The organism is Leptospira alstonii serovar Sichuan str. 79601 (assembly GCF_000347175.1).
GTDB lineage: Bacteria > Spirochaetota > Leptospiria > Leptospirales > Leptospiraceae > Leptospira > Leptospira alstonii.
The window spans coordinates 1-7,409 of sequence record NZ_ANIK01000019.1; the positions used below are offsets into that span (position 1 = coordinate 1).

Sequence of the window (7,409 nt, forward strand, 5' to 3'; positions counted from 1 at the left end):
CGAACCAAGAAAATTATTCTGATAAGCAAAAGGAAGCTTTCAATTCTCTTAAACTAAATCTGTATAAAGTCGGGAAAGGATGGCAGATAAAAGAAGCCTTTCGTTATTTTTGGTCTTACAGCTATAAAGGTAATGCGGAAAAGTTTTTCAAACGTTGGTATTTTTGGGCTACTCATTCTAAACTTAAACCTATTATTAAAGTCGCTAAGATGCTTTATAAAAACATTAAATATATCCTTACCTACTTCGCTCATCGAATCACAAACGCTGGTTCGGAAAGTATTAATTCAAGTATTCAGAAAATTAAATCGAATGCAAGAGGCTTCAGAAATTTCGATTTCTTCCGCGTCGCTATTCTCTTTCATTTAGGCGGTTTGGACGTTTACCCATGATTTTTCCTGAAGGGCCACAGATGTAAAGTGTAAAATTCAGATTACAACCCGCGCCTCACAAAAACTAGAATGCGCTCCAACAAAAACAACAGTGGAACATAGACCCACAACGCGGAAGGGATGGAGGCGTAGTCAATAAATTGGGACTGAAGGCAATACTTTGTATAACGTTTTTTGCATGCAATTTATTGACTGGAGCCGAGAGCCCGGTCCGCGAAGCGGAGCCGCCCTATCCACTGATTCCTAATCACTATTCACTAGAACCTGTGGGAACTCACACAGTCGCGACCTACTCGTATGACGCTGAGCCTCGCAAAAACTAAAATATCAGAGGACTAAACTAACATAACGGAGGAAAACGCAAAATCGGAACGATATCGAGAACAAAAACAAAGAAATAAAGAAATGAAATCGCTTACGAAATCATGAATATAACGAATTTTAGAGATAATTCAAGATATAAAGTTAGAGGAAGAAATAGAATGCCTTTCCCGAAAAGACGGTCTCAAAGCGGTGAAAACAAAAAACGCGTTAAGCTGCGTTTTTGAAGTCGATTTCGGAACTCACTCTTCGTTTTCCAAATTTCTACGTATTCAATATTTTGTAAGTTAGCGCCTGCATTCCCCATCATGGAACCGAATCACACTCCTCCCCAATCGGATAAATCCCGTTCGGAGCCGTTTTTTGTAATTGATTACCGGTCGATCGTTCCGGAAATCCATCGACCGCATTTGGATCCCCGCCGCGGATTCAAAGCTTACGTTTTACAACCAACGGGAGGCCAATTTAGCGTCGTTCGACTAAGAGTTTGTCCCAAAACCCGTCGTGCGCCAATAGAAGCGGGCCGCTTTAGTTTACAAAAATGTGGAAACTAGCACGTTTTTAAACGAACGGTAAACTTCGTGCCGCAATGGATAAAACGAAAAAATTTTAACCCTGATTTCTATTCACTGACTCCTAAAACCCTGACATCTGATTCCTATCCACGGACCCCTAGTACGCTCCCACAAATTTCCTTTGAGGTTTCGGGACCGTTCCTAGTAAACACTCGCATTTGCAAAACTAAAAATAACAGGATGTTTGAGAACCTCTAAACCCGCGCATTTTTTGAAAATCTATATTAGAGTTGTGGAAAAATTCAATAGTGACGATTAACAAAACTGCTTCAATCGTTCATTTCAATAAAACGGAAACAAATGGAGAATTAATTTTTCAGCAACTCTAATATAGAACGCTTAAGAAGAGGTTTTGCACTTATCCAAATATCGAAAGGAAAGTTTTTAGAGATTCCCATTACTGATCTCTATAAAATCAAGTACCGTTAATATTTATCGCAAAACACTGCTTCAATGCAAAATATCAGGTATTTTATTATATAACTATGAGTAATGAAAAACCGAAAATTTGTGAAATAAATAATTTTATTCTATCTCAAAAATGAATAGGTTCGTAAAAAATGAGTCAAAATTGGAGATTCCATATTTCCGCCAAAAGATCGAAATATCGGAACCTGTCTCGAAAGAAACTCAGTGTGCTTCCTCGACTTGATCGTTGTAAGTATGCGGGGTCTGAATCGAACGCTTTTTTCTTGCAGGGTGGATACAAACGAGTGGAATTGTTTAATTAATCATCCGTGTCATGAGGAAAAATAAAACAATGAAGATTCTCAAGTGGATTATAGGATTTTTAGGAGCGTTCGGGTTATTTCTTGTCGTCACTTTTTATGCGGGAACGCCTAAATACGAATATACGGCGCTCCCCTTACATGCCGACTTCGACAGTTACTATCGCGAAAAACTACTCATCAGCCGGACTAAAAAAGCAAGACCCGATAATGAGGAAAAATTGGTCAGATATTCTCCGGATAAAACCGAGTTCGCCATCCTTTATATCCACGGTTTCGGGGCTTCTCGTGCGGAAGGAGAAGAAGTCACGGATAAACTTTCGAAAGATCTCAAAGCAAATCTTTACTACGTTCGTCTTCCCGGACACGGAACCAATTTGGAAGACCATAGGGACACGACCTTTGAAGAAATGTTGCAAGAATCCGAAACCGCACTTTTAGAAACCGAAAAACTCGGTAAAAAAACGATTCTAATCGGGACGAGTATGGGAGGATTGATCTCCACATACTTAGCGGCAAAGTATCCGGAAAAAGTGCACGCGCTGATTCTTGTTTCCCCTTTTTATGATTTCACAAGTCCACTCGGAGCCATCTACCAGTTCTCCTGGGGAAAAGATTTTGCCAATTCGGTGATGGGAAAAATCCGCAAATCTACGGAAGAACAAAAACGTGATCCGGCCAGCGCGTTTTGGTACAGGGATCAGTATCTCGCAGCGGTTCAGAATTTATCCGACTTGAGAGAATTTATCTTAGGAACGGATCCGTTTTCAAAAATTTCTTCCCCCGTTCTTTTGTTTTACTATTATAAAAACGAAAAGGAACAGGACGCATCCGCCTCCGTAGCCTCGATGTTAAACGCATTCAAAAAAGTGAATGAAAATGGAAAAGCGAGTCCTTTCAACAAGGCCGTAAAAGTGGAAATGGGAAATCACGTTCTGTTTTCCAAATACATGAAAAGCGACAAAGAACTGATCTTAAAGGAAGCGGAAGGATTTATTCAAAAAGTTTTTTCATCTAAAAAATAATTTTTCAACATTTCCCGTTCAAAGGACCGCAAGAAATGTCTTGCGTTGAAAGAACCAAGGAAAAATTGCCAGCTCGGAAAAGCCGCGTATGTATCCTTTACTAAGAGTTCGTTCCAAAACCGCGTGAGCGATCGAGGCGGAGTCAAGAAATTGAAATTAGAGAAAAAGAATATAATAAAAGTGATATAACATTTCTTGACTGAAGCACTGTATTTTGACCCATAGGGAAAAATACTGAGTTCGAGCGCGACTCTGTTCATTAAAATGAAGGAATTCCCGCAGAGATCCCCGCCCGCTTCGAGGGATCAGTATTTTAGTGAATAGGTTTTAGGGATCAGTGAATAGAAGTCAAAGATTTTACAGAAGAAGGAAATCAGCATTTGTTAAAGGCCAATCCATCTATTAGGAAAATGTAACTATCCACTGACTCCTATCCACTATTACTTATCTCTTCTTTTTTTTAGCCGGAGATTTTTTCCGAACGACTTTCTTTTTAGCCTTAACTTTCGGCTTCACATTGGATTTTTTAGCGGAAGATTTTTTCTTTGCCGCCTTCTTTTTCGGAGCGCTCTTTTTCTTTGCAGGCGCTTTCTTCTTGGCCGCTTTTTTAACGGGGGATTTTTTCTTAGCAGGAGCTGCGGCCGCACTCAACGTTTTTTGCGCGAGGGAAAGAGAACTTTCCGCCAAGGAAAGCCAATCTTCTTCGAATTCGGCCGGGATCTCAAGCCAGTCCTTCATGGCTCTGTTGTTACCGGAAGGGTCGAAGAGCTTTGCACCCGGATAACGAGAAATGATCTCTGCGATCTTTTCCGCTCCGAGTTTCAGAACGAGGTTTCCTTCAAAGAAAGTGGCAAAGGGTTTCCCTTCTAAATTTAAAGAATTTAAACCGAACCACTTTCCGGAAGTAACTTCTTTGTGTTTGGATTGAAAGTTATCAGAAAAGGTTTCAAAAAGAAATAGTGACATGCGCCAAGAAGAATTCTTTTCCGTCAGTTTTCAAGAAATAAATCTTTATCATCAATCTAACCAGAGATTTACGATACTCGCTCCGGAGATTTTTGGAAAGGTCTGAACCTTCGAACGACGGATCAAAATGATCTCTCCGTCGGAACCCAAATCCCAAAGAGAACCTCGTAAGAAAACGTTGATCCCGTGAGTGGCTCCCGATTTCGAAATTCTGCCTGCCAAAGCGTATCTGAGCCAAGCCTCACCTTCCGAAATCCCACCCACATCCTCGGAACGAACATCGGCCGGGGGCAATGCGCCGTTATAACCCTTCCAGACCTCGGACATGGCGTCGTTCGGAGACACATAGGAAGGAACGACGACGAAATCTACATTCTGCTTTTTGAATATTTCGTAAACCTCCGGATACCAGGAATCGGCGCATACCAAAACCCCGATTTTACCGGCCGGACTTTGAACGATTTTTAAATTCTCCGGAGAAGACGCTTTCACAAAGTTTTTTTCATCTTCAATCGGATAAATTTTCTGGGGAGAATTTTCGGCCACGGTGCCGTCCGGGAAAAAAACATAGGAGCCGTTTTTTAAGGACCCTTTTCCGATTTGGAGTTTACCTCCAACGATGGAAGGTTCCGGAAGAAGTATCGACCCGGCGACGATCGTGATCCCCCATCTCCTCGCTAAGTTCGAAAACGTGTTCGAGTAAATGGATAACATCTTTTCCGCTTTCATTCGAAAGAGAGCGTCCTTGACCGAGTCCTTTGCTTCAGCCTTAGAAAAATTCCAAACGAACAAAACCAAATTGCTGAAAACGAGAGTTTGCATCGCGTCTTCGATCTTAACCGACTCGGTCACGGACGTTTTTTCATCCGCCGCCACAAGCCAAGTCCCTAAGTATTCCGGAAAGACCACGATCGTTTTTGGATTTATAAACCCGTTCTTTTCCGCTTCTTTAAGATACGATTCGATCTTATTCAAAAAATTCCTTTCACTCGAATAATCTCTCGAAAACATCCAAGGCTGAATCCCAAGAAGATTTCCTTTTTTTAGATCTTTTCCGACATTTTCGACTCTTTCCAACCGAGAATCCGACGGCTCCGTCGAAGCGAAACGACCCGTATAAGACCAGAACCCATAACATAAAACGATCAAAAGGAAGAACGACAAGCAATAACGTCTTGTAAAAATCATCGGGCTTACATTGCAAAAATCTCGGTTTCACTCAACTCTTATTTTTCCGGAAATTTGTGGGAACTCCTACGTTTCCAATGACGAGTGGTTGGATTTTAGGAGTTAGGACTTTACATATCTGCACATACGTCCAACCGCAAATCCGTAAGTTCCACTTATAACTGCAAACAATAGAATCGATTCGATTTGGGAATAAAAATGGAGAAGCGTAGGCCGGTCATGTTCCGTAAAAAAGTCCTTCGGCAATTCGAAGCCACTTACGACGAAGCGTCAGATTATAAAATTGGTCGAGTTATAACCCAAGAAGCCTATCGTTCAAAATCGTATATCCTACATAATATCTTTTAAAAACACTGGATTTTCGGAGAACAAGTGAAAATGAGCATTTCGGAAAAGCAGGTTCGGAATTTACGCGAATCCTTTGATATCGTTAATTTGGACAGAATCAAATTCGTAGAATTATTTTTTGTATATCTAAAAGAGAACAATCAAAAATACGAAGACGTCTTTTCCCGGATTCAATTGGAAGAAGCCAAATCTTTTATAAGTTCCGCGCGGAACATCGTCCTTTTCGGACCTCAGGACCCTCAACTGGAAAGAGCAATTCGCAACTTCGGAATGGAATGTATCAAAATCTGCAACCGAGCGGAAGAAATTCCCCTCCTGGAAAAAGCCTGGCTTTTTGCTTTGCAAGAATGGCTTGGACCCTGGTATTCTCACGAGGTGGAAGAAAGTTGGCAAGAGGTCTTCAAAATGATCCAAGGTTCCTTTGAAGAAGCCCTCCAACGAAACTGATGTTTTCGATATCCGTATATGAACGTGAATTCGTGGAAAAACTTTAACCCTGACATCTGATTTCTATCCACTGACCCCTATTTGTAAACGAACGGTAAAACCCGAATCTCTTACGTGCCATACTGGATAAAACGGAAAAACTTTAACCCTGACATCTGATTTCTATCCACTGACCCCTAGTACGCTTCCGAGCCGACGACCTTGAGTTTTGCGACAAATTGTAAAAGAATTTTAAGATCAACTCGAAGAAATTTGAATTTTGGATCAGCCATCAGCCGATATGGAAAATGAAAATTTTCCATATCGGCAATCTCATCGGCGAGAGCAATAAGACTTCAATTCGGCCGCCGAGCCTTGTTTACCCGGCGGCTAAAAAATCACTTCAGTTTAATTGTAGATTTGTAGGTATGTGAATCTTTTACCTTTTCCTCACCGATCGTTCCGGTAATTTCCACGGTCTCCTCGACCGTTATAGTCATTTTATCTATATCGTCCATATTAGCAATGGTATACTTTGCATTGTTCGATGTGAAAGTAAGATCGATTTTCGGATATAAGAAGCCGTTCACGGTGTAAGAACTTGTACGCATTCTTTGAGTACTGTTCATCGTGTATTTCATCTCAGTCAGCGGAGCATTCGGATTAAAATTCCCATCCATTACCATTTCCGCATTCCCGTCTAAGGTCATTTCTCCTTGAATCGTAACCTGGGAGGTTCCGCTATCCTGCATCGTAGGCGCCATTTGTTGACAATTTTCAAACGTCATCTTCGTGCCAGTATATTGCATACTAAATCCGTTGGCCGTTTGACCGTCGGTGTAATCACCTGACAAGGTCATCTTTCCGCCCAAAGCGCAATCCTGAGACTGATTGATTGTCGCAAAAGGAGATACATTCCCTCTGGAATAAGCCCCCTGTTGTCCGGGGTTATTGTTTGCGGTTAGAAGGCTCAAAGCGGCATATACTCCGGAAACACCCGGATCTTTAGGCTGAAGCGCCGCCAGGAGAAGCGCATTGTTGATAGAATCGTCGTCTTTTTTGCCGTCGCAGTTCGAAAAAAGCAACGTTAAGAACAACACCACAGCTATTTTTTTTTGAAACATAGTTGAATCCTCCAAATTGGTTCAACTATGCCAACGCCCCTCGCCTTTTTTTTGTGCCACAAAAAAATCAAAAAATGAGACTTAAATTCGGGATTTAAACGTATTTTAGAGCTTTTCCCAAAAACGGAAAAATTTTAACCCTAACCCCTGATCCCTGATCCCTGATCCCTACCCACTGATCCCTAATTGTAAACGAACGGTGAAACCCGGATCTCATACGTGCCATAATGGATAAAACGGAAAAATTTTAACCCTGACATCTGATTTCTATCCACTGACCCCTAATACGCTCCCACGTTTTTAAACGAACGGTGAA

At 41.4% G+C, this 7,409-nt stretch carries 6 protein-coding genes and 1 pseudogene; 4 read left to right on the plus strand and 3 right to left on the minus strand.

What is annotated here, in order from left to right:
• From LEP1GSC194_RS21120 to LEP1GSC194_RS04895, 3 genes and pseudogenes are all read left to right on the plus strand, one after another.
• A partial coding sequence (locus LEP1GSC194_RS21120) for an ISL3 family transposase (protein WP_020772574.1) occupies positions 1 to 392 on the plus strand: 392 nt, incomplete at its 5' end.
• Between the two features lie 140 nt (positions 393 to 532).
• Positions 533 to 655 (plus strand): annotated as a pseudogene (locus LEP1GSC194_RS22890) (RHS repeat domain-containing protein); the annotation flags it as partial.
• A 1,393-nt stretch (positions 656 to 2,048) separates the two neighbouring features.
• A complete protein-coding gene (locus LEP1GSC194_RS04895) occupies positions 2,049 to 3,041 on the plus strand; it encodes an alpha/beta hydrolase (RefSeq protein ID WP_020772579.1) in 993 nt (330 codons plus the stop codon).
• Between the two features lie 444 nt (positions 3,042 to 3,485).
• On the opposite strand, the gene LEP1GSC194_RS04905 is transcribed toward LEP1GSC194_RS04895, so the two are convergent.
• The gene (locus tag LEP1GSC194_RS04905) at positions 3,486 to 4,007 is read right to left on the minus strand and encodes a hypothetical protein (protein WP_020772578.1); all 522 of its coding nucleotides are present in this window, start codon (positions 4,005 to 4,007) and stop codon (positions 3,486 to 3,488) included.
• A 51-nt stretch (positions 4,008 to 4,058) separates the two neighbouring features.
• Positions 4,059 to 5,195 carry a nitrilase-related carbon-nitrogen hydrolase gene (locus LEP1GSC194_RS04910; protein WP_036041443.1) on the minus strand — a complete coding sequence of 379 codons (1,137 nt, stop codon included), beginning with the start codon at positions 5,193 to 5,195 and terminating at the stop codon, positions 4,059 to 4,061.
• A gap of 378 nt (positions 5,196 to 5,573) precedes the next feature.
• On the opposite strand from LEP1GSC194_RS04910, the gene LEP1GSC194_RS04915 reads away from it, so the two are divergent.
• On the plus strand, positions 5,574 to 5,990 hold the full coding sequence (locus LEP1GSC194_RS04915) for a globin (RefSeq protein ID WP_017807647.1): 417 nt from the start codon (positions 5,574 to 5,576) through the stop codon (positions 5,988 to 5,990).
• Positions 5,991 to 6,367: 377 nt separating this feature from the next.
• Here the strand turns inward: LEP1GSC194_RS04915 and srp are convergent, their stop codons facing one another.
• Positions 6,368 to 7,093, minus strand: a complete 726-nt coding sequence (srp, locus tag LEP1GSC194_RS04920) for a sigma factor SigX-regulated lipoprotein (protein ID WP_020772577.1) — start codon at positions 7,091 to 7,093, stop codon at positions 6,368 to 6,370.
• Positions 7,094 to 7,409 lie beyond the last annotated feature (316 nt).

Excerpts from the sequence above, each read along its gene's own strand:
- LEP1GSC194_RS04895 (WP_020772579.1), top strand. The coding sequence starts at position 2,049 with ATGAAGATTCTCAAGTGGATTATAGGATTTTTAGGAGCGTTCGGGTTA.
- srp (WP_020772577.1), bottom strand. The coding sequence starts at position 7,093 with ATGTTTCAAAAAAAAATAGCTGTGGTGTTGTTCTTAACGTTGCTTTTT.
- LEP1GSC194_RS04905 (WP_020772578.1), bottom strand. The coding sequence starts at position 4,007 with ATGTCACTATTTCTTTTTGAAACCTTTTCTGATAACTTTCAATCCAAA.
- LEP1GSC194_RS04910 (WP_036041443.1), bottom strand. The coding sequence starts at position 5,195 with ATGATTTTTACAAGACGTTATTGCTTGTCGTTCTTCCTTTTGATCGTT.
- LEP1GSC194_RS04915 (WP_017807647.1), top strand. The coding sequence starts at position 5,574 with ATGAGCATTTCGGAAAAGCAGGTTCGGAATTTACGCGAATCCTTTGAT.